19 protein-coding genes are annotated in these 20,794 nt (G+C 67.6%); 5 read left to right on the top strand and 14 right to left on the bottom strand.

All coding sequences use genetic code 11. From position 1 onward, the window contains the following. Positions 1-56 precede the first annotated feature (56 nt). Positions 57-1,094, bottom strand: a complete 1,038-nt coding sequence (locus tag NA4_RS08580; protein ID WP_067466678.1) for a pentapeptide repeat-containing protein — start codon at positions 1,092-1,094, stop codon at positions 57-59. Positions 1,095-1,352: 258 nt separating this feature from the next. Next, positions 1,353-3,191 carry an Hsp70 family protein gene (locus NA4_RS08575; protein WP_067466675.1) on the bottom strand — a complete coding sequence of 613 codons (1,839 nt, stop codon included), beginning with the start codon at positions 3,189-3,191 and terminating at the stop codon, positions 1,353-1,355. 138 nt (positions 3,192-3,329) lie between these two features. Between NA4_RS08575 and NA4_RS08570 the strand changes: the two genes are divergently transcribed. Together NA4_RS08570 and NA4_RS08565 are read left to right on the top strand one after the other, a co-directional pair. Continuing rightward, positions 3,330-4,019 carry a hypothetical protein gene (locus NA4_RS08570; protein ID WP_245671196.1) on the top strand — a complete coding sequence of 230 codons (690 nt, stop codon included), beginning with the start codon at positions 3,330-3,332 and terminating at the stop codon, positions 4,017-4,019. A gap of 209 nt (positions 4,020-4,228) precedes the next feature. Beyond that, positions 4,229-5,785: a phytoene desaturase family protein gene (locus NA4_RS08565; RefSeq protein ID WP_067466672.1), complete on the top strand. Its 1,557-nt coding sequence runs from the start codon at positions 4,229-4,231 to the stop codon at positions 5,783-5,785. On the opposite strand, the gene NA4_RS08560 is transcribed toward NA4_RS08565, so the two are convergent. The 7 genes from NA4_RS08560 to NA4_RS08530 form a co-directional block, all read right to left on the bottom strand. Beyond that, complete coding sequence (locus tag NA4_RS08560; RefSeq protein ID WP_067466669.1) at positions 5,776-6,759, bottom strand: zinc-binding dehydrogenase; 984 nt, start codon at positions 6,757-6,759, stop codon at positions 5,776-5,778. The two genes, NA4_RS08565 and NA4_RS08560, sit on opposite strands and share 10 nt — an antisense overlap. A 16-nt stretch (positions 6,760-6,775) precedes the next feature. Beyond that, positions 6,776-7,198 (bottom strand): organic hydroperoxide resistance protein, encoded by a 423-nt coding sequence (locus tag NA4_RS08555; protein ID WP_067466666.1) that lies wholly within the window; start codon positions 7,196-7,198, stop codon positions 6,776-6,778. A gap of 2 nt (positions 7,199-7,200) precedes the next feature. Continuing rightward, positions 7,201-7,647: a MarR family winged helix-turn-helix transcriptional regulator gene (locus NA4_RS08550; RefSeq protein WP_067466663.1), complete on the bottom strand. Its 447-nt coding sequence runs from the start codon at positions 7,645-7,647 to the stop codon at positions 7,201-7,203. 186 nt (positions 7,648-7,833) lie between these two features. Beyond that, on the bottom strand, positions 7,834-8,889 hold the full coding sequence (locus tag NA4_RS08545; RefSeq protein WP_084496915.1) for a PQQ-dependent sugar dehydrogenase: 1,056 nt from the start codon (positions 8,887-8,889) through the stop codon (positions 7,834-7,836). Between the two features lie 337 nt (positions 8,890-9,226). Continuing rightward, entirely contained in the window at positions 9,227-10,129 is a 903-nt protein-coding gene (locus NA4_RS08540) for a dienelactone hydrolase family protein (protein ID WP_067466661.1), read from the bottom strand. 158 nt (positions 10,130-10,287) lie between these two features. Continuing rightward, positions 10,288-11,208, bottom strand: coding sequence for an LLM class F420-dependent oxidoreductase (locus NA4_RS08535; RefSeq protein ID WP_067466658.1), 921 nt, complete (start codon positions 11,206-11,208; stop codon positions 10,288-10,290). Between the two features lie 85 nt (positions 11,209-11,293). Next, positions 11,294-12,460, bottom strand: a complete 1,167-nt coding sequence (locus NA4_RS08530) for a PucR family transcriptional regulator (RefSeq protein WP_067466655.1) — start codon at positions 12,458-12,460, stop codon at positions 11,294-11,296. Between the two features lie 354 nt (positions 12,461-12,814). On the opposite strand from NA4_RS08530, the gene NA4_RS08525 reads away from it, so the two are divergent. Then, positions 12,815-13,288, top strand: coding sequence for a gluconokinase (locus tag NA4_RS08525; RefSeq protein WP_067466793.1), 474 nt, complete (start codon positions 12,815-12,817; stop codon positions 13,286-13,288). A gap of 9 nt (positions 13,289-13,297) precedes the next feature. Here NA4_RS08525 and NA4_RS08520 read toward each other — a convergent pair whose 3' ends face one another. Then, positions 13,298-14,146 carry a DUF5995 family protein gene (locus NA4_RS08520; protein ID WP_245671194.1) on the bottom strand — a complete coding sequence of 283 codons (849 nt, stop codon included), beginning with the start codon at positions 14,144-14,146 and terminating at the stop codon, positions 13,298-13,300. A 10-nt stretch (positions 14,147-14,156) separates the two neighbouring features. On the opposite strand from NA4_RS08520, the gene NA4_RS40190 reads away from it, so the two are divergent. Next, positions 14,157-14,312, top strand: a complete 156-nt coding sequence (locus tag NA4_RS40190; RefSeq protein ID WP_157128900.1) for a hypothetical protein — start codon at positions 14,157-14,159, stop codon at positions 14,310-14,312. A gap of 165 nt (positions 14,313-14,477) precedes the next feature. Here the strand turns inward: NA4_RS40190 and NA4_RS08515 are convergent, their stop codons facing one another. The 3 genes from NA4_RS08515 to NA4_RS08505 all read right to left on the bottom strand — a co-directional run bounded on the left by NA4_RS08515 (position 14,478) and on the right by NA4_RS08505 (position 18,819). Next, entirely contained in the window at positions 14,478-15,257 is a 780-nt protein-coding gene (locus NA4_RS08515; RefSeq protein ID WP_067466650.1) for a M50 family metallopeptidase, read from the bottom strand. Between the two features lie 748 nt (positions 15,258-16,005). Then, complete coding sequence (locus NA4_RS08510; RefSeq protein ID WP_067466647.1) at positions 16,006-17,754, bottom strand: protein kinase domain-containing protein; 1,749 nt, start codon at positions 17,752-17,754, stop codon at positions 16,006-16,008. Positions 17,755-17,940: 186 nt separating this feature from the next. After that, the gene (locus NA4_RS08505) at positions 17,941-18,819 is read right to left on the bottom strand and encodes a LysR family transcriptional regulator (protein WP_067466790.1); all 879 of its coding nucleotides are present in this window, start codon (positions 18,817-18,819) and stop codon (positions 17,941-17,943) included. 83 nt (positions 18,820-18,902) lie between these two features. Between NA4_RS08505 and NA4_RS08500 the strand changes: the two genes are divergently transcribed. Then, positions 18,903-19,829, top strand: a complete 927-nt coding sequence (locus tag NA4_RS08500) for an MBL fold metallo-hydrolase (RefSeq protein WP_067466644.1) — start codon at positions 18,903-18,905, stop codon at positions 19,827-19,829. Here the strand turns inward: NA4_RS08500 and NA4_RS08495 are convergent. Then, positions 19,826-20,716, bottom strand: a complete 891-nt coding sequence (locus tag NA4_RS08495; protein WP_067466641.1) for a bile acid:sodium symporter family protein — start codon at positions 20,714-20,716, stop codon at positions 19,826-19,828. The two genes, NA4_RS08500 and NA4_RS08495, sit on opposite strands and share 4 nt — an antisense overlap. Between the last annotated feature and the right edge of the window lie 78 nt (positions 20,717-20,794).

Here is a 20,794-nt window from a genome sequence, read left to right as displayed (position 1 = left end):
CCGCACCGTCGGTGGTGTCATGACTCCGACTGCGCACGTACGCTTCCGGCTGCGGTCTACCGCCGCTCGATGCTCGGGCGGCTCTTCGGCGGGGTGAATCCTTCCGGCCATCGTGTTGCGTGGTCGTAGTAGATGTCGGTGAGGTTCGCGTCGAGGGTCCCCGTTGTGAACGTGGCGGTCAGCTGGGCGTTGGTGAGGTCGGCGCCGACGAGGTTGGCGCCGGTCAGATTCGCGCCGAGGAGGTTGGCGTCGGTCAGGTTCGCGCGGGCCAGTTGTGCGTTGGTGAGATTCGCCCGGACGAATGCCGCGCCGGTGAGGTCGGCGTCGGAGAGGCTTGCCTCGGTGAGGTTCGCCTCGCCGAGGCTCGCGCAGCTCAGGCTCCCGCCGCTGTCTCTGGCGCAGCTCAGGTTCACTCCGCCGAGGTGTGCGCCGGTCAGGCTCGCGCGATCGAGCTGAGCGCCGACGAGGTTCGCGAAGGCGAGTTCTGCATGGGTGAGATTCGCGTATCCGAGTTCTGTACGCGTCAGATTCGCCGCATTCAGTTGCATGCCGGACAAACATGTCCGACGGAGGTCGAACGTCCGGCGGTGGTCGTCGCGGCTCGCTTCGCGGGTGCCGATGACGGTGAGCACGGCTTGGACGTCGACCGGTGCCGGAGTTGCCGGAGTCGGCGTCTCGCACGCGGATGCGCTGGTGTGGGTTCGCAGGAACGCCGAGAGCACCGCGAATATCGTCGGATGATCAGCGGGTGAGTCCTTCGCGAGCCGCTCCAGCAGGTAGATGCCGCCCAGGCGGATGTCGATCTTGTCGGAGGTCAACTGGTCGACCGCCTTCTGGAAACGGTCGGTCACCGCCACCTGCTGAGACAGCTTGTACTGATTGTCGGTGGCCCGCAACGACTGGCTGGTGAACCAGAGTGCGGCGATCGCGGCGACCGTCGTCGTCATCGCCGCAAGCTTCGTCCAGCCCGGCCAGTCGACAAGATGCCGTAACACACTCCGCACCCGGGAAGCCGGTGCGGGCGGCCGCAGTGAGCGGCGATGACCTGCGACCGGACCGCGCCGCCGCGGCGACCCGGTGCTCTTGGTGATCATCGGTGTCTCCCCTCGAACGTGCCGAACCTGTGTCGATCCGAGCGAATCGGGTCAGCCGAGCTCCTGCGGCTGATGCGCTGAAACCCAGTGCGAATTCGGCTGCGCGACATCCACATCGTATTAACGCGAGTGCGCGCGCGAGTCGTTTCACGGCGGATGTCCCGGACGAAGGCTACGGTCGGAGCACGCGGGGAAGGGAGTGGGCGCCAAGCCCTGTGGTCAGGTCCATCGAGGCCGGCGGCGCCCGTCGCTCATGCGTCACGATCCAGCGCGGGATCCGGTCTTTCCAGCGGAGCCGCTTCCCGCGTTCGTGCTGGAGTCGCTGCCCGTACTTCCGCCCGTCTGTCTCGACGCGCTCGTGCCGGAATGGCTTCCCGCATCTCCGCCCGAGCGGCTCGAATTGTTCGTGCCGGTGCTCGCGCTGGACTCGGTTCCCGTGCCATTACTGATCCGACTCGATGATGCGGTGTGGGAGTCGCTTCCTGTGCTGCCGGTGGGTCGGTTCGATGTTCGTGTGGCGGAGTCGCCTCCTGTGCTTCCATCGGACCGGCTCGATGTGCTCGTGGCGAAGCGGCTCCCTGCTGCTGCACCCGCGGCGCTCGGAGTACTCACTGATCCACCTATCGCGGCCGCCCCCGATCGACCGGACGTATTCGTTGTGGAAGCGATCGGCGGACCCACGTCACTCACCGGTTCGAGGTGGAACGCGGTTGGCGCCTCCGGGGGATGAATGCTCCCAACCGTCGGTATAGCCAGGTCGGAGGGTAATTCTGGGGCTTCGCCGGTTCCTGGTTGCGATACACCGGATCCCGATGTCTGCACCGGCCGGACCGGCAGCTGCGGCGAATCGGAGGTGGGCGATTCCACCATGGTCGTCGCTGGCTTCAGCGTGGAATGCGGGGATTCGAGCAGCGCGGCCGGCCGTCCGGAAGGTGCGGCAACCACGGCTTCGAGTGCCGAATTACGGTAGCCGACAAGGTAATCAGTGCGGATCCAGCGCGCGATACGCGGCTGGGTCGAGCCGGCACGGTCTGCTTGCTCACCGTCCGGTATCGCACTCTCGGCAACGATGAACGGCGCGGCCGCACGCGGATCCAGCGCCTGCTGTGTGCTCGGCTCGGCAGGATCTCCGACGGACATCGCCACCACACCCGCCGTGGCAAAGACGGCTGCGGCCCCGGCCAGCGCCGCGACGCCCTTCGCTGGATGGCCGGTCCGCGGCGGCACCAAGAGTTCGGCGCCGCCGAGACCGCGTGCGGCCAGCGCCGCCGCGCCGATGGCGATGCAGTGCGCGGGATCGGACGCGGTGACGACCGGACAGCCGAGTTCGTCCGCGAGCACCTGAGCTACCTCGGCTGGTCGGGCCGCGCCGCCCACCAGCAGGATTCGGTCGATATCCGCGGGTGCGAGCCCTACGGCTCGGACGCACTCGTGCAGCAGCGGTATCGATGATCGGACGAGTCCGGCCCGTACCCCGGTCACCGCCGCATCCGGTAGTTGCCCGGGCAGGCCGGGCGAGGTCGTGTCGGCGGTGAGATCGTGGGCGTAGTGGGCCAGCAGCGTGCTGAACGCCCGCCCACCGAACGCCGACGAGCGCGCCGGGCGGCCGATGATCCGCGCGTCGTCATCGGTATCGGTCCGCAGCAATGTGATGTCGAGACCGCCGCCACCTAGATCGTAGACCGCAATTACTGCGGGTTTGTCTGGCTCACACTGCATTTCGAGCCATGCCGCAGCGGCAATCGGTTCCGGGGTCAATGCGATTCGCGCCAGCCCGGCGGCATCGAGCGCCTCGCGCAGTGCGGACAATTCTTCCGCGGAATATATTGCCGGACAGGCCAATACCGTATCAACGTGCAAATCCATGCCATCGGTCAAGTAACCCGCCATCGCCGCAACGACTTCGGCGTCGGCCAGAACAGGATGATCGGCAATCGGTCCCACAGAGGCTCCAGCAGCGGAATCCTGGATCTCGGCCATGAACGGCAAATCATCGTTGGCGCCGCGCGGTGCGGCCTGAGTGCGGCATACTCGTACCCCTTTCTCGACTCCTTCGGAGACGACCGCCGCCACCGAGTTCACCGTGCCGACACTCAAACCAACACCACATGACATACCCATTCCCATCGTGTTCGGTCGTGCCGTCCCTCATCCGGCACGACCTTTACCCGACCCGAGAAGATAGTTTAGCCTGACCTAACTCACTTGCTCGCACGATATCGTTCGGAGGAATCCGTGCCCGGAATCCCACTCGTCGACAGTCCTGTCCCGGTTGCCGCGCCCGTCATCGTGGTGCTGCCGGGTCCGCGGGCCGACACCGTGCGGTGGGGCGAGCACCATACCGGCGCCCGGCTGACGCGCGGTAGCAGGCGGTGGCCGGTGGCGGAACCCGAGAAGCCTTTGAGCCTGCACGATTCGTGGTGGATCGTGGCCGCCGCCGGCGTGCTCGCGGCGTCGGTGCTGGCGGCAGCCGTCTGGATCTCCGCCCATCTGGTCGTCCATCCGGTCCTGCACACCGCCGGGCTGTTCGTGCACCTGGCTGCCCTGGTGGTCGGCTTCGGCGGTGTCCTGATGGCGGACTACCTGGCCATGCGCTGGCTGGCCGGTCGCAGCACCTTCGCCGAGGCGCTGCACGGCGCCAACCGGCTGCACGCGCCGATCTGGGCCGGGCTGGTGGGCCTGATCGCCAGCGGCTGCGTCCTGGAGCCGAACCTGGCATCGACGCTGACCCGGATCAAACTGGTCCTGGTGCTCGTCCTCACGCTCAATGGACTCCAGGCCTTGATGCTCAGCAAACAACTCGACCAGCACCCCTCCGCCGCGCTGTCCCCGCGCGTGCTCGCCTGGGCGGCCGCTACCGGCGTGATCTCCCAGATCTGCTGGTGGGGAGCAGTTTTCATCGGCTTCTGGAACGCCGAGCAGTGACGGTGGGGCGCTACTCGTTGTGAAATCGCCCGCCGCGTTCGCTGGGTGGAGCGATGTCGAGCAGAACTCTGCTCGGTCCGCTCGCGTGGTCTGATGGAACATTCGCCAGCACATCGGCTGGGCGACTGAAATGCGGCCTGGCGGCGGCATCTGTGCCGCTGTCGGCGGGGAGGCTGTCGCCCGGAAGCGATCCGTGCTATCGAGGACGGATGACGCCGACACGCTCCTCCTACGATGTGGTGATCGTCGGCGGCGGCCACAACGGTTTGGTGGCGGCCGCGTATCTGGCGCGGGCCGGGCGGTCGGTGCTCATGCTCGAGCGGCAGCGGCACACGGGCGGCGCGGCGGTGTCGGAACGGGTGTTCGCGGGCGTCGATGCGCGGCTGTCGCGGTACTCGTATCTGGTGAGTCTGCTGCCGCGGTCGATCGTCGACGAATTGGGACCGCGATTCACGACAAGGCGGCGAGAGATCTCGTCCTATACGCCGGTCGGTGACGGTGGACTGCTCGTATCCGCGGATCAGGCGCGAACCGAGGCGAGTTTCGCGCGGCTCACTGGGGCGGATCGGGAATTCCGCGCCTGGCAACGGTTCTACGGCGCCACCGGGCAGCTGGCGCGGCGCGTGTTCCCGACGTTGACGCAGCCGCTGCCCACCAAGGACGAACTGCGAAATCTGGTAGCTGACGCGGCCACCTGGGAAGCGTTGTTCGAACGACCGTTGGGCGAGACCATCGAGTCGACCTTCGACAACGACACCGTGCGCGGCGTGGTGCTCACCGACGCGCTGATCGGCACCTTCACCCACGCGCACGATCCCTCGCTGCGGCAGAACCGCTGCTTCCTCTACCACGTGATCGGCGGGGGCACCGGCGACTGGGACGTGCCGGTGGGCGGCATGGGCGCACTCACCGAAGCACTGGCCGAGGCCGCGCGCACGGCGGGCGCCGAGATCGTCACCGGTTGCGCGGCCACCAGCATCGAAACCGACGGCGGTACAGCCGAAGTCGGCTATCCGGACGGAAAGGTCGGCGCGCGCTACGTCCTGGTGAACGCCGCGCCGTACCTACTCGCCGAGTTGCTCGGCGAGCCGTTGCCGCCGAAACCCGAAGGCGCGCAGTTGAAAGTGAACATGCTGCTGCGCCGGTTGCCGCGCTTGCGCGACGCCGAGCTGGATCCCCGCGAGGCGTTCGCCGGGACTTTTCACATCGGCGAGTCGTACGCCCAACTCGATCGAGCGTATGGCGAGGCGGCGATCGGTCGTATCCCATCCGCCCCGCCCGCCGAAATCTACTGCCACACCTTGACCGACCCGACGATCCTGGCTCCCGGCCTCGCCGCGCAGGGCATGCACACCCTCACGCTGTTCGGTCTGCACGCCCGGGCGAAACTCTTCGCTGCCGACCCCCAGGGCGCAAAGGCAGAGTTGTTGAAAGCGACACTAGCGCAATTGGATTCGGTGCTGGCCGAACCGATCGCGGACTGCCTGGCGACCGATGCGAACGGCGCGCCCTGCCTGGAGGCGAAGACCCCGCCCGAGCTCGAGCGCGAGGTGGGCCTACCCGGCGGTCACATCTTCCACCGCGACCTGGCCTTTCCTTTTCTCCCGGAGGAGGCCGACCCGGCCGACCCCGCCGCCCGCTGGGGCGTGTCGACCGGCCATCGCAACGTATTCCTGTGCGGTTCGGGGGCGATCCGGGGCGGCGGGGTCAGCGGCATCCCCGGGCACAACGCCGCGATGGCCGTGCTCGACTTCGGTCAGGACTGAGCTTTCAACGCGATCTTCGCGTTGCGCCCTGGCGTCTCGGTGGCGACCGCGGCCTCAACCGCGGAATCCAGTGGGTAGGCGGCCTCGATGTCCAGCTTCAGCACACCGCGCGCGGCGAGGTCGATCAGCTCGCCGATCAGCCGCCTGCGCTGCTCAGCGCCGATCTCCTCGATTCGCTTGGTCGCCCAGAAGCCTTTGACCACAGTCTGTTTGAAGATGAGAGCGCCGGGATCGAGCGACAGCGGCTGGCCTGACAGCGCGCCGAAGGAGATCAGCTGCCCGCCCGGTGCGAGCAGGGCAAGCTCGTCGGCCGCGGCGCGCCCGCCCACCTGATCGACCGCCCGCGCGATCGGTGCGCCCGAGGTCACGGCTTCGACGTGGTCGCGCCAGCCCTCGCTCTCGGTGTCGAGCACCGGCTCGAAACCGAGTTCGTGCAGCGCGGCGACCGAGGCGGGCCCGCGTACGAGGTTCAGTACGTTCAACCCGCGCTGCCGGGCGAAGATGTTGACCTGCCTGCCGACCGCGCCGTTGGCGGCGTTGATCGCCAGCCACTCGCCTGCGTTCAGACCGAGGTCTTCCACCAGCATCAGCGAGCTCAACGGCATGGCGAGCAGCTGTGCCGCGGTCTCGTCGGACACCGACTCCGGCACCGGAATCACCGCCCGGGCCGGGACCACGAAGTACTCGGCCCACACGCTCTTCGCGCCGGAGACCGTGACGCGCTGGCCCACCGACAGTCCGGTGACCTCGGGACCCACCGCGTCGACGCGGGCGACCGCCTCGCTGCCCGGGATGGCGGGCAACTCGGGCCGGTAGCCGTACACGCCGCGCACGATGGCCAAGTCGTGATTGTGGATCGGCGACAGGATCAGCGCTAGTCGCACCTCGCCCGGTCCGGGCTCAGGAGCCGGGCGTTCGGTGGTGGTGAGCACGTCCTTCGGTTCGCCGAATGCTTCGATGACAACGGCACGCATATACGCTCCTTCTCGATCAGTCGTCGGCGACAACGACGTCGACGTCGATGTTGCCGCGGGTCGCGTTGGAATACGGGCACACCTGGTGCGCCTTGTCGGCAAGCGCCTGCGCGTCCTCCCTGGACAGATTGGGAAGCGAGACCTCCAGCGTAACCGCCAGACCGAAGCCGCCGGCGCCGTTCGGGCCGATGCCGACCTTCGCGCCGACCGCGGAATCGTCGATGTTCGCCTTGACCTGCTTGCCCACCAGGCGCAGCGCCGAGTGGAAGCAGGCCGCGTAGCCCGCCGCGAACAGCTGCTCGGGGTTGGTGCCCTCGCCGTTGCCGCCCAGCTCCTTCGGCGTGGACAGCGCCACGTCGATCTTGCCGTCGGTGGTGCGTGCGTTGCCGTTGCGTCCGTCGCCGCCGGCCAGGGCTTCGGCGGTGTAGAGGATCTGCATGTCTATTCTCCTTCGTTCAACTGGGACATCAGCGATCGCGTCAGTCGCCGCAGGATGTCGCGCAACGCGAGGAACTCCGCCGGGGACAGGCCGCTGGCCTCGGCCATCTCGGCCGGGATGTCGCCTGCCTCGGCGCGCAGCGCGCGTCCGCGGTCGGTGAGCTGGATATCGACGCGACGTTCGTCGGCCGCCGATCGCCGCCGCTCGACCAGGCCCGCCGCCTCCAGCCGCTTGAGCAGCGGGGACAGCGTGCCGGAATCCAGAGCGAGCGCGTGGCAGACGTCGCCGACACTGCGTCCGTCGCGTTCCCACAGCGCCAGCATCACTAGGTACTGCGGATAGGTGAGCCCGAGTCGTTCGAGCTTCGGGCGGTAGACCGCGGTCATCGCCCGGGACGCCGCGTACAGCGGGAAGCACAGTTGCTCGTCGAGGGTGAGGTGATCGGCCATGAGCAATAATATAGAGGGCAACTAAATTGTGCACAACTGATATGCGGAGTTATGGCCGTCACAGCCGCGGCCGGGGTCGGTAGTTCGGACAGCGGAGGCGGAAAGCTGTGGGGATCGGCGATCACGTACGGGCGCGGGTAGCACGCGCCGCGAGCCACCACGGTCGTCCTCGAATCGGATTCCGGCTCAGCGAGCAGGAAAGCGGAGCACGCGATCCTCGCCGGGGTCGACGTTCCCGCGGCCATCGGTGTCGGACGTGGTCAGCCACAGCGCGCCGTCCGGCGCGACGGCTACCGTGCGCAAGCGGCCGTAGCGGTCGCGCAGTTCCGCGCGGGGTGTGCCCAGGCGGCCGTCTTCCAGCGGTACGGTCCAGAGCCGTCGGCCGCGCAGCGCGGCGGCGTACAGGGTGTCCGCGGTGATGGCGATGCCCGAGGGGGAGGCTTCCGCGGTGGTCCACGTGACCAATGGATCGGTGTAGCCGCGGTCGGCGCCGCCCGCGCCCTCGACGGCGGGCCAGCCGTAGTTGCGGCCCGGCTCGATCAGGTTGATTTCGTCGAACCGGTCTTGACCGAACTCCGCCGCGAACAAGCGGCCGGCTCGATCCCATGCCAGTCCCTGCACATTGCGGTGGCCGAGGCTGTAGACCGGCGAGCCGGGGTCCGGATTGCCCGGGGCGGGGCGGCCTTCGGGCGTCAGCCGGAGGATCTTGCCGTTCGGGCTCGCTGGGTCCTGCGACCGGCGGGATTGCCCGGCATCGCCCGTTCCGGCGTACAGCATGCCGTCCGGCCCGAACGCGATCCGTCCACCGTTGTGGTTACCGGCCTTCGCGATAGCCGCGAACAGCACTTCCGGCTGGCCGTCGAGCCGGAAGCGCACGATTCGGTTGTCCGTCTCGGCGGTGAAATACGCATAGACATAACGGGTTTCGGCATAGTCCGGGGGGACGGCGATCCCGAGCAGCCCGCCTTCGCCGCGTGCGGCGACGCCGGGCACTTGGTACACCTGTTCCGGTGCGCGTCCCGGAACCAGTCGCCGGATCCGTCCGGTGTCGCGCTCGGCCACCAGCGCGGCGCCGTCGGGCAGGAACGCCAATCCCCATGGAACGTCGATATTCTCGGCTATCAGCTCGGGCGCACCGAGGTCGGGCCGCCCGGTCGGGAGACTCGGCGAGGTGGTGCCGACTCCGGTGGTTACCGGTGGGACGCTTGGTCCGGTCGGGCTCTCCTCTGCGCACGACACCATCGCACCCGCGATCAGCAACCCGGCGACAGCCACGCGGAACCGTGCCACACGGGGCCGCGCCTTTCCCAGGTACGACGATGTTTCGAACGCCTCATCGTCCGCCGCAAGCGAGCTGGCCGTTGCGGGTCCATGCGGACGACCGTGGGTTGGCGGTCTCACCCTTCCCATGTGTCCGCCCCCGGCGACAGGAGAACTTCCGATCGGTGGCGCATGCAACGCCAACGGGTATACCTGCGCCGAAAGCGGTGATCCGCATAACGGGCGCGAACGCCCTTACGCGTCGGCGCGCCCGGCGACTGATGCGCCAGTCGACCGAAGCGGTTCGGGCGGTACGTCATCAGCCGAGATACGCGCTGTACCAGTCGAGTACGCGCCGCCAAGCTTCGGTGGCGGCCGTGGCGTTGTAGCGCTGGCCGGTGTCGTTGAAGAAGGCATGGTCGGCGTCCGGTGCCGTGAAGACCTCGTACGGGTCGCCGGTGCGGGCCAGTGCCGCTTCGGCGGCGGGACGCGAAGCGTTCACACGAGCGTCGGCCGCGGCGTAGACCGCCAGCACCGCCGCTTTCGACGTGGCGAGATCACCGTTGTCGGGAAACGGCCCGTAAAAGGGTGTCGCCGCGGCCAGTTGCGCCGCGCCGGAGGTCAACAGCAGCCAGGTCAGGCCGCCGCCGAAGCAGAAACCGGTGGCGCCCACCTTCTTTCCGTCGACTCGGCGCTGGAGTTCGGCCAGCCCGGCGCCCAGGTCGGCCAACAACTCCTCCTGCGGAATCCGGCTCAGCTCGGCGGTCGCCGCGGCCGGATCGGTGAACGCGGCGGTACCGCCTCGGGAGGAGAGCAGATCGATCGCCAGCGCGGAGTATCCGGCACCCGCGAATCGCCCGGCCACCGAACGAATGTGGTCGTTGAGGCCCTTGTTCTCATGGATGACCAACACTCCGCCGCGGGGCTGCGCCGCCGCCGCCCACGCGGCCTGCACCTGCGTCTGGCCCGGCCCAGCGAACGTGATGGCGGCAGTGGGAATCGCGTTGGCCGTGCCGGGCGGTGCCGAGGGAGCCGAAGGCGAGGGGTACGAATCGGTGATCTTGGTGTCGTCGTTCCCCGCACACGCGGCGAGCAGCGCTACCGCGGCACTGGCACCGACGCCGAGCAGACCCAATCGGCGCAGCGCCTCCCGCCTGGTCAGGATGCCGTCGGCATGGTCGGTAGCGATCTCCTCAGCGATATAGCGCTGCAGCGGCGTCATAGGCCCAACCATAGGCCGGATCGGCCCCGCATGGGCGTCGTTCACCGGCTGGTCGCCCGCGATAAACAGGCCGGACAGCGCGTTCGCCAGGTTTGCAGAGCATGAGTGCGCCAGGTCTTGTCGCGCGACGAAAGGTGATCCGGACGGGCGGCGCGCACTCAGAACTGCGACTGCACCTGTGCGGAGATCAGTTCGAGATGATCGAGGTCGGACAGATCCAGGACCTGGAGGTAGACGCGGCTGGTGCCGATCTCGGCGTACCGGCCGATCTTGTCCACCACCTCGGCGGGCGAACCGGCCAGGCCGTTGGTCTTCAGTTCGTCCACCTCGCGTCCGATGGCCGCGGCTCGGCGCGCGACTTCGGCGTCGGTCGCGCCGACGCACACCACCAGGGCATTGGAGTAGACCAGGTCGTCGGCCTTGCGTCCGTATGATTCGGCGGCGGCGCGAACCCGATCGAACTGACGCGTGCTGTCCTCGATCGAGGAGAACGGCATGTTGAACTCGCTCGCGTACTGTGCGGCCAGCCGCGGGGTGCGGGTGGCGCCTTGGCCGCCGATCAGCACCGGTATGGGATCCTGCACCGGCTTGGGCAGGGCGGGAGAGTCGGTGAGCTGATAGTGCTTGCCGTCGTAGCTGAAGGTGTCGCCGGGCTTGGTGGCCCAAAGCCCGGTGATGATCGCCAGTTGCTCTTCCATCCGCGCGAACTTGTCGGCGGGGAACGGGATGCCGTAGGCGGCGTGCTCTGCGGCGAACCAGCCGGTGCCGAGGCCGAATTCCACGCGGCCGCCGGACATCTGGTCCACCTGGGCGACCTGGATGGCCAGCGGGCCCGGCAGCCGGAACGTGGCCGCGGTGACCAGGGTGCCCAGCCGGATCCGCTTGGTCTCCCTGGCCAGCCCGGCCAGCGTGATCCAGGCGTCGGTCGGGCCGGGCAGGCCGTCGGCGTCGCCCATGCTCAGGTAGTGGTCGGAGCGGAAGAACGCGTCGAAGCCCAGGTCCTCAGTGGCTTTGGCGACGGTGAGCAGCGTGTCGTAACTCGCGCCCTGCTGCGGCTCGGTGAAGATGCGTAGTTCCATATCCGACGACACTAGCCGGTGGGTTCGGCCGATGAGGCCGCGGACCTGGGCGCTCGAGAGTGGGCGGAAAGAGCGATTCCGCCGGTCACGGGGTGCGCATGGATGTCGGTTGTGCGTAGCTGCGTGCGATGAACGCGGCGCGCAGACGGTACAGCGCGTGGGGGAGGGCGGTATCGAGGCCGGTGAGGCGGCCGATCCGTTTGAGGCGGTGGTCGACGGTGTTGGCGTGCAGGTACATCGCACGCGAGGTGCGCTGGCGATTGAAGTCGTTGCGAATGTGCTCGCGCAGGGTTTGCAACAGCTCGGGATGGTCGTCCAAGGGGTCGAGCAGGGCGGCCAGCCGTTCGCGACCAGGTCCGGGTCGCGTGAGCTGGTATTCCAGGGCCAAGTCGTCGAAACGGTACAGTCCGGGTGGGCTCTGCAGGCGCTGCACCATGTCGAGCAATTCGTGCGCCTGGTCGGCGGCGTCGGGCAGCCGGTCCTGGTCGGCGGCCACCGCGGCGGCCGTGATCGGTGCGGAGATGGCCGCGGCCAGTGCGGCGACCAGGTCGTCCAGGGCGGTCTCGGCGAGCAGCGACACCGGTACCAGGATGGTGCCGCCGTTCGCGCTCAGCAGGCTCGGCACCTGCCGCCCACACTGGACGGCCAGGCAGATCCGCATCCGCTGCCGCAGGGCGTGCCCATCCCCGCCGTGTCGAGCTGGATGCTTCTCGGCCCGTTCGCCGACCGCCACGGCCAGCACGCTGTAGCGGTCGGCGACCGGAAAACCGTGCTCCCGGTACACCTTCGCGGTGTGCTGCCCGCCGAGCAATGCCGCGGCGACGGCGTGCGGAGCCGCCTGCTCCGCGCCGGGCGCGATCGACAGGTAGGCGAGCGACACGGTCGCCATGACCGCATGCAGGACGTCGAAGATTCGCCGTATGTCGTTGTGCCGCCAGGCGTGTGCGGATCCTTGCAGGTGATCGTCGAGATACAGCCGGAAACCCGCGTGGACGAGATGCTGGACGGTGTCCAGCGGAATGCCGGCGCAAGCCCATCGTGTCGCCGCGGTCAGGATGCGATCCATCCGGGCCGGGTGCTCAGCCCGATCGGATGCCACCAGGTCGAGGCAGTGGGCGACGGTGGCGCGGATCTCCTCCCGCAGCAGGTTCCCTCGCGAGGCGTGCCGCTGGGGAATGATGTCCAGCAGGTGTCGCACGATGTGCTCGTCGGCGGGGACGAATTCGGCGGATGCGGTGCGCGTGGAAGGCATGGCCGCCCGATCAGACGCCCGAGGCGGCCACGGCTCCGGTACCGAGTCCGTGGGTCGGCGCCTGCCCTGGTGCCGTGAGGGCGGTATGGTGCGCCCGTTGCGTCGTTGCAAACATGTCGCTACTTCCCGTTCGTCGATCCGCGTTCACTCGAAAGCCTTGGCTCGGCGGGTAGTTCACACCAGCCGGGTTCGCGAGGTCGCGGTCATTGAAATCTAAGACCCGGTGGCTTCGATCGTCACTGCACGGGTAGACGAAGTAATGGCCGCCAGGTTGTCGCCGATGACGAAAGTCCGCGACGCGGGATACGGCCAGGACGGAGTGTTCGAGTGCGCGATCTACCGGTGATCGTCGTGATGGGCGCGTCGGGTTCGGGGAAGACGACAGTCGGCACCCGCCTCGCAGACGCCTTGGGCGTCGCATACACCGAGGGCGACGACTTCCATCCGCCCGCGAACATCGCGAAGATGGCGGCGGGGACGCCCTTGGATGACGCCGACCGCGCCCCATGGCTGGACGCCCTTGCCGCCGCGTTGGCCGAGCGGTCCGGTCGGGGCGCCGTCGTCACCTGTTCGGCCCTCAAGCGGAGCTACCGTGACCGGCTGCGCGCGACCGTGCCCGAGGCGTTCTTCCTGCACCTGGACGTGCCGCGCGACGAACTCGAGCGACGCATCGCCAACCGCCGCGGACACTTCCTGCCGCTGAGCCTGCTCGACTCCCAGCTCGCCACGCTGGAGCCACTGGACGCCGACGAGAAGGGCGTCACCGTCGATGCGACCCGCACGCCCCAGGAGCTGGTCCGTGAGGTCGTGGCGATGCTGGGTAGGTGACCGAGTCGGCTAGAGACCGCCGAGGTGGGACAGCACTTCGAAAGCGAGATCGAGGCCGCGCCAGAGGGTGTCGATCTCGGCGGTCGCTGTGGGAGCCAGGACCGGGTCACTCAGGGCGAGACCGTTACCGAAGATGACGACGTTGGCGCCCGCGTCGGCGAAACGAAGCAGTGGACCGGTCGCGACGCCTTGTCCGAGCAGCGCGTCCAGGCCCTCGCCCAGGAAGTAGAAGCGCCACAGTGGTCCGAGGTCGGCGCCGTAGACCGCCTTCGTCGAGCCGACGATCAGCGTGCCTTGCTGGGCGATCGCGTCGACGAGACGGAAATAGTCGGCAGCGTTCGCTGGTGTGCTGCCGACCGACGCGACGGCGTAGGACAGGTCGACGGTCAGGTGTGCGTTGTAACCGGCCATCGCGACGCGCGCGGGAGACAGCTCGCAGCGGTGGGTCAGGTCGAAGTAGTGCGCCCAGTGTGGTTCCGCGGGCGAGCCGGTGAATTCGGCATGCACATTGCGCAGGAAGCGGGACAGCAGCTCGAGGCTGATCCGGTGCGCCCACTCCGGGTCGGCGAACGACGCGGGGTCGCGCTGCAACGGCAGCACCGCGGCGTATTCGACCGCGTCGAGCCCGAGCGCGAACAGCCCGCGCCAGTCGCGATGGCGGACCAGGATTTCGGTGATCCGCCGATGATTGCCGATGGCCTGTTCCAGTTGCCGCAGCGACGAACCGGTCAGCGTCGCGGTGTCGGAGAGCGCTGCCACGGCCGCGGTTTCGGTGGCTGTCAACGGGGTTCCGCAGGCCGTGTCGATCGGTGCGGCGGAAGCCGTGGCGCCGCCCAGCACACCCGTGAGGAGAATCATCGCGGCGAGCGTGATCATCGAAAAGCGGTGGCGCGGAATCGGTGTGCGCGCACGGGTGTACATCGTCGTCGCTCCGGATGTCGTGAGTGCTGGCATCGGGACGCCCGAAGCGGCGTTGCTCGGCGATGCGCCGCTGGCGGCGGCACAGGGCTGGCTTCGAGCCTAACCGAGCCGGCCCGCCTGCGCTGTGCGGGCCGCGTGGTCAGCGCCGCGCGACACCGCAGGTATCGAGGAATCGCGCCTGGCTACCGATCGTATTCCGTTGATCGCCTCCGACTGAGTGGTTGGTCTCACGCCTGCGGCACGGACAAGTATTGCTGTCGAACGCCGATCACGAACCGGCGGACATGTTCGGCAGGCTGAGTTCGGCGATGTCGGAGATCAGCAGTCCCGCGCCGAGCAGCAGCGAACCCACCGCGATCGCGCCGAACACGAAGACCCACAGCAGGCCGGGCAGTCGAGTGAGCCGCGCGAGTTGATCGGCGTCGGAGTCGACTTCGTGATGTCGGGAACGCTGCTGGCGGGAGCGGCCGCGCTGCAGTTCGGCCACCGGACGCGCCCCGGCGAACAGCAGGAACCACGCGCCCAGGTACGCGAAACCCGCCTGTAGCGTGTCGGTTCCGAACCAGGACACCGCGAAGACCGCCCCGCCGAGACCGAGCACGGTGATGCCGCCGTAGATATTCCTGATCTTGATCAAGAGCGCCGCCAGCAACGCGATCGCGGTCCACAGCATCAGCGTGATCCGGCTCGCCCCGAGCAGGGCGGCGAACCCGAGACCGAGCAGCGGCGGCGCCGGGTAGCCTGCCATCGTGGTGAGGATCATCCCGAGGCCGTAGGGTTTTCCGCTCGACACCGTCAGGCCCGACGTATCCGAATGCAAGCGGATGCTGTTGAGCTTCCGCCCGGTCAGCAGCGCGACCACGGCATGCCCGCCTTCGTGCGCGATGGTGACGATGTTGCGGGTGAACCGCCAGATCGGGGTGTAACCCACCAGCACGAGCGCCGCCACCGCGGCCGCTGCCACCAGCCACCACGGCGGTTGCGCTTGCGTAGTCGTGAGACGGTCGGCGATGGAGGCGCCGCGCTCGACAAATTCCGCTCTATCCACCGCCGCACCTTAACCGCCCGCACACGCCCGCGCTCGGGCAAGCGTTTTGGTCGTAAGGCCTGGCACGGCCGCCCCGATGGGGCAGGCGGTCGCGGTGCCCGGAGCATAGCCGGGGTGGAGGCTGGCGTGGCCGGACGAGCGCAGGCAGAGACGGGTGGGTTACGGGCGTGGTGTGGCGGAGTCCGTCCTCGGCTCGTGCTGGGCAGAGCGAAGGCGAGGTGGCTATCCAACCCGAGCGAGACAGAGCTGAAACCGGACCGACCGGTCGCTGTGGGAATTGGTATTGCCGTCATAGTTGTTTGTGGTATCTTGATGTCAAGACCGGATAAATTCCGTTGCTAGGGGGCTGCTGATCTTGCGTGGTTGAATCAAATTGGCAATGTAATTCTTGAACGAAAGATCGGCGTAATGTTTTTAAGATCTATGACAATCGCTGCTGTGGGGCTGTTCGGTGTTGTATCCCTCATATCAGGAGCCGGGCATGCGCATGCCCAGTCGACCGTGGAGTACTGCCTTGCCGGAGGTGGCGTGGTAGTAACCCGACCGAATGGGCAAGGCGGTACCGTTCAAGTCTGCGTGGGCGGCAAACTCGATGGTTGGATACTCAAGCAACCAATCGTCAACTAGCTGACTACTGTATGGTGTTGCCGATGCGTGCTCTGCGCATCGGCAACACCGATTGCTGGTCACCCTACCTTCTGAGCAATCCGTGAAAATTCATGGGAAGGTATTTCATTGGTGTGCCAAGTCAGCCAGTTCGATTGAGGATTCCTGTCATATCGCCGGCCGCGCCCTGAGTTCGATAGGAAATTGTTCCGTCCGGACGCAATTCCAATCGCGAGGCTACGCCGTCATCATTGCAGCCGCCGCTGTCGTCAGTGAGTTTAGCGGTCAGTACAACGCTGCCCGCACTTGCGGAAGTCAGCGTCTCCGCTCGGCCACACCTCACTCCGAGGACTCGGCCAGTATTAGTTGATTCGCCGACCCGCTCGCCGACGTTTCCCGGGTTGAGTCTCACTATGATGTCGTAGCTTCCCAGGAGGTCTTTGGCGACACCCTTCCACTCGCCGACGAACGCGTTCGGCAGGCTCGTGACGGAAGCGCCGCTGCTCGTCGGTTTCGTGCCAGCGGGCTGCGCGGTAGTGGCTGTGGCGGAGTCAATGCTGCCCGTCGTGGTCGAACCGATTGCATCCCCAGCACGCAACTGGGCGCCGACAACGAAAGCCGCCACCGCGACCGCGACGGCGACCACGAGCGCGCCCGCGATCAGAAGGGCGCGGCGGGGGCGACGCGAAGTGGGCACCTGTGCGGTAAGCGGGCCGAGCTGAAGCGAATTCTTTTGCGCAGGTGAATAAGTCGTCTGATCACCGTGATGGTGCGCGAACGCGGGGGAGTGGTGTTGGCCTCGCTGCGAGCTTTGTGCCGACGCCGAGTGGTCGGCGTTGCCGCTTTGGGCGTACTGCGGTGGCGGAGTCGGGCGGGCAATGCTGACGGTGCGCGCACTGTCCGGCGGACCGGGCACCGGGGGTTCCGACTGGTCGGCCGGACGGCGTGTCGCAGACTCCGGGCCGTCCAGGGGACCAAGCGTCGTGTGCTCCAGCCGGTCGATCGTTCCTGAGTCCAAGTCGAGCAGTTCGACCGCGCGCCTGCTGACCTGTTCGAGCAGTGGGCCGGGCAGCCAGCCGCCGCGATCGGGGATGCCAAGGGCGGTCAGCTGCGTGAGCAGTTGGTCCAGGGTCGGGCGCGCAGCGGGGTCCTTGGTCAGGCAGGCAGCCACCAGCGGACGCAGGCGTTCCGGCACGTCGTCGAGCTGGGGCTGCTCGTACACCACCCGCCACAGCATTTGCAGTGTCTCGCCGATGCCGAACGGCCCGTGGCCGGTCGCCGCGAACACGAGCACGCCGCCGAGCGCGAAAATGTCCGCGGGCGGACCGATCGGATCGCCGGTCACCTGTTCCGGGCACATGAATCCCGGTGAGCCGATGACCTTTCCGGTCGTGGTGAGCTTGCTGTCGTCGATGGCGCGGGCGATGCCGAAATCGATCACCTTCGGCCCGTCGAGGGCCAGCAGGACATTCGACGGTTTGAGGTCGCGGTGCACCACACCCGCCTGATGGACCGCTATCAGCGCCTCGACCAGTCCGTGCGTCAGCACGAGCAGCGAGTTCTCGGTGAACGGACCGTAGGTGTCGACCGCGTCGGCCAGCGCGAAACCGGCCACATAACCGGTGGCCAGCCAGGGCGGATCGGCGTCGACGTCGGCGTCGAGCACCGGCGCGGTGAACCGTCCGCCGACCCGGCGCGCCGCGGTGACCTCGCGACGGAAGCGCTCGCGGAATTCGGCGTCGATCATGTCCGGACGGATGACCTTGACGGCGACCGTGCGCCCACCCGCGTTCCGCCCCAGATAGACCCGGCCCATGCCGCCCGCGCCCAGCACACCGAGCAGCCGATAGTCGCCGATCCGCGCCGGATCGCTCGCACCGAGCGGTTGCATCGCGCTGCTGGCTCCCTTCGAATGGCGTCGACCCTCCGAAAGGCTACCCAGTGGACGAGCCCATGTCCGGATCGCCCGGTCTGATCGAGCTACTGCGCGCGGAAATGTGGGCTGCGCAACCAGAACGATCGGCTGTCCCTGAAGCAAACCGAGCTGGCGCTTCCGTATGGCCTGTAGCTAGGCGTTTCACGTCTGAGTGACGCGGTTGCGGGGGCGGTAGACCGTCGTCGCTATCCGCACGAATGAGCGGATCAACGGGTTGTGATCGGTGTTGTTCCAGGCCACGACCAGGTCGCTGGGCGGCATGTCGAGCAGCGGGATCGCGGTGAGGCCGTCGGGCAGTGTGTTCGTCAGCGGTGCCAGCCCGACGCTGCCGTTCCACAACACGGCTTGCAGACATTCGTGAACCGTCCGCACGACCGGGCCGCAATGATGTTGTCCGTTGGGTGGTGACCAGAATGCCCGCCAAGCGGGATCGGTGTCGTCGGGTAACCGGAACCATCGGCGGTCGGTGAGGTCGTCGATGGAGAGGCTCGGGCGTCGTGCCAGACGATCGTCCGCGCGCAGGACGACTCCCATCGGGTCGGAGCGCAGCACGTGGACGGTGATGCCACTGCGATCGAACGGCGCCCGGGTGAGTGCAATGTCGACCAGGCCGCTGCGGAGGCCGGCGGTCGGGTCGGTGAAGTCGGTTTCGTGGATGCGGATGTCCACCCGGGGATGGCGCTGGTGGAATGCGGTGGCCAGGCGGGTTCCGACCTGTTCGGCGCTGTCGGCGAGTGTGCCGACGGTGAGACTGGAAGCTCCGGCCGCGGCCTGTGCCCGTGCGCGCGCCTGATCGGCCTGAGTCAGCAGGGCACGGGCGTCCCGGTGCAGTGATCGCCCGGCGGGCGTGAGCGAGACCCCGGTTGGCGAACGCCGCAACAGCTCACAACCCAAGTCGGTTTCGAGCTGCCTGATGGCACGGCTCAGCGGCGGCTGCGTCATGTGCAGGCGGGCGGCGGCACGGCCGAAATGCAGTTCCTCGGCCACAGCCACGAAATAGCGCAGCGTCCGCAAGTCCATCAGCGGCAACGATACCCGCGCGGTATCGCCGAGCACCGAATCGGACTTGGACGATGCGCTGCCCGGCGCGATGAACTGGACTTATGACTGAATCAATTGCTTTGCGCGATCCCGTCGTGGAGTTGTCCGATGTCCGCGAACTCGCCGCCGACCTCGTGGTGATCGGGGACCGGCGAGTGCCGCTGGTCCCGAATATCGGCGTAATCGGTGGTCGCGACGCGGTCTTGGTCGTCGATACCGGGATGGGACCCGCCAACGCGGAGACCGTCCTGAAGTTCGTCACCGACTACGCTGCGGGCCGCGAACTGTTTCTGACGACGACGCACTTTCATCCCGAGCATGCTTTTGGCGCCGACACTTTCGCCGGCGCGGCGACCTACCTCGTCAACCGGGCCCAAGCCGACGACTTGGACCGCAAAGGCCAGGGCTACCTCGAGATGTTCCGAGGACTCGGCGAATCGATCGCTCGCAGAGTGGCGGGCCTACGTCTACCTCGGCCGGATCTCGTGTACGACCGCGTTTACGATCTGGATCTGGGCGGTCGGATCGTCCGGATGCGAGCCACCGGCCGCGCGCACAGCAACGGCGATCAGGTCATCGAGGTAGCCGACGCGGATGTGCTGTTCACCGGAGACCTGGTCGAAGCCGCACACTTCGCGATCTTCCCGTGGTTCCCGCCCCACGACACGGATGTGTCCGGCATACGGTGGCTGTCGGTCATGGAGCAGCTTTCCGCCGCGCCGCGGCGCACCGTGGTGCCAGGACACGGCGATGTCGGTGGCCCCCAACTGCTCACCGACGTCCGTGACTACCTGCGGTTGTTACGCGACGAAACCTGGATCCGCCGCGACTCGGCGATGAGCGAGCACGCCATCGCAGAGGAAGTCGCCGCAGTAATGATCCAGCGGCACCCGGAGTGGGCGGGCCGGGAATGGATCGCAAAAGGTATCGCGTGCCTGTGCGCTGAACACGCCCCGGCTACCTCGGCGGCGCAAGAGGATCGGCGCTAGCTCGCCATGCTGGGCTCCGGTGCGCTCCGGTCCCGTCGCGTCCGCCTGGCCAGCAGATATGCCGCGAGTGCCGCGGGGATGTTCATCAGCACGCCGTACACCGCGCCCGGCACGGCCATTGCGTCCTCGCGCAGAACCGAAGCGGCGACGGCGATCGCGATTGCCCCGTTGTGGATGCCGATTTCCATGGCGGAAGCGATCGCCTGGTCGGTATCCACCCGGAACAACCGGGGCACGAAGTAGCCGATGGTCAGGCTGATCACTGCGAACGACAGGCAGATCGAGGCCAGTGTGCCGATGTTCTCGGTGAGCGTCTCGAAGTTCTTGCCGACCGCCGCGGCGACCACCAGTGCGAGCACCACGATGGACAGGATCTTGACCGTGCCGCGCATCCGCTCCGACCACGCCTGGAACCGGCGGTGCACCGCCATGCCGATCGCGACCGGCACCAGCACGATGGCGAACACCTGCGCGAACTTGTCCGGTCGCAGTCCCAGCGATCCGTCGCCGTCCAGGAACAACGTGTAGGCCAGCGCGACCACCACCGGCATGGTGAACACCGCGAGCACCGAATTGATCGCCGTCAGCGTGATGTTCAGCGCCACGTTGCCACCCGCGATGTGGCTGAACAGGTTCGCCGACGGTCCGCCCGGTGACGCGGCCAGGAGCATCATGCCGACTGCCAGCGCACCCTCGAGGCCGAACAGGTAGATCATGCCCAGGCACAGCGCCGGCAGCACCACCATCTGGCACACCAGTGCGATCAGCGCCGCCTTCGGATACCGCAGCACGCGCGCGAAATCGTCCACCGTCAAAGTCAATCCGAGCCCGAACATCACCAAGGCCAGGGCCAGCGGCAGAAACACCGCAAAAACCGTTGAGCCCATTCGGATCTCCTCTCCACCCGACCGGCCCCGCCCGGGCCGACCTCGGAGATCGACGTTATCGAGTCGCGGCGGAGGTGG

Origin of the sequence: Nocardia amamiensis NBRC 102102, from assembly GCF_001612745.1 — a bacterium.
GTDB lineage: Bacteria > Actinomycetota > Actinomycetes > Mycobacteriales > Mycobacteriaceae > Nocardia > Nocardia amamiensis.
Note: the sequence above shows the minus strand (reverse complement) of the source record. Positions and strands in the feature narration are given on the sequence as shown.